This window comes from Cellulomonas citrea (assembly GCF_009829685.1).
Taxonomy (GTDB): domain Bacteria; phylum Actinomycetota; class Actinomycetes; order Actinomycetales; family Cellulomonadaceae; genus Cellulomonas; species Cellulomonas citrea.
Genome location: NZ_VWSD01000347.1, coordinates 1 through 666, shown reverse-complemented (window position 1 = coordinate 666; position 666 = coordinate 1). Strand labels below are relative to the sequence as shown.

Below are 666 nucleotides of genomic sequence, written 5' to 3'. Positions count from 1 at the left end.
TGCGGCGGACCTTGCCGGTTGCGCCCGCTGCCAGGAAGGGCGCGAACTGGGCGCGCGTTGCATCCATCCTGCCGGATGTGATCGCCTCTGCATCGGCCGCACCGATCAGCAGTTCGGCTTCGGGGAAGTCCTGCACCTGGCCGATATGGTCGTCGTGGTAGTGGCTGATCGCAACGAAATCGACGTCGCCCGGCTGCAGGTTCAACTCGGCCAGCTGCTCGGGGATAGTCTGCGTGAGGCTGACCGTGAACACCCACTGGGTCTCGCTATTGCCCTTCAGTGCAGCAGGAAAGCCGGTGTCCCACAGCAGGTAGCGGTCGCCATTGCGGACGAGATAGCAGCTGTCGGTCAGCGCGCGCTCCTCTCCATCGTAGAGATGGGTATCGGAAAACGGCCCGGCGTCGCTCAATTCGATCTTGCCGCAATCAAGACGCCACATCTCCATGTCAGGCGTATCCTGCGCCGCAGTGGGCGTGGTAGTGTAGGCCAGCAATGCGGCCACGATCCCGCTCGTCTTTCGCATATCTCTTTCCCTCTCGGCCATGGGCCTCAATCGGTCTCGGGATTTTCTCCGGACGGGATCGGACCGGGCTGCGTGGGGCCCTTGTTCTTTTCCTTGCGCTTGTTCACATAGAGCAGCGCTGCGGCGACGGCGGCGGAACCGAT

Annotated in this window: 1 protein-coding gene; it reads right to left on the bottom strand. The window is 62.9% G+C overall.

Annotated features, from left to right (window positions below):
- Window positions 1–502 (bottom strand): MBL fold metallo-hydrolase (locus tag F2B26_RS16645; protein ID WP_159811207.1); only part of this gene is annotated, 502 nt, incomplete at its 3' end.
- Between the last annotated feature and the right edge of the window lie 164 nt (window positions 503–666).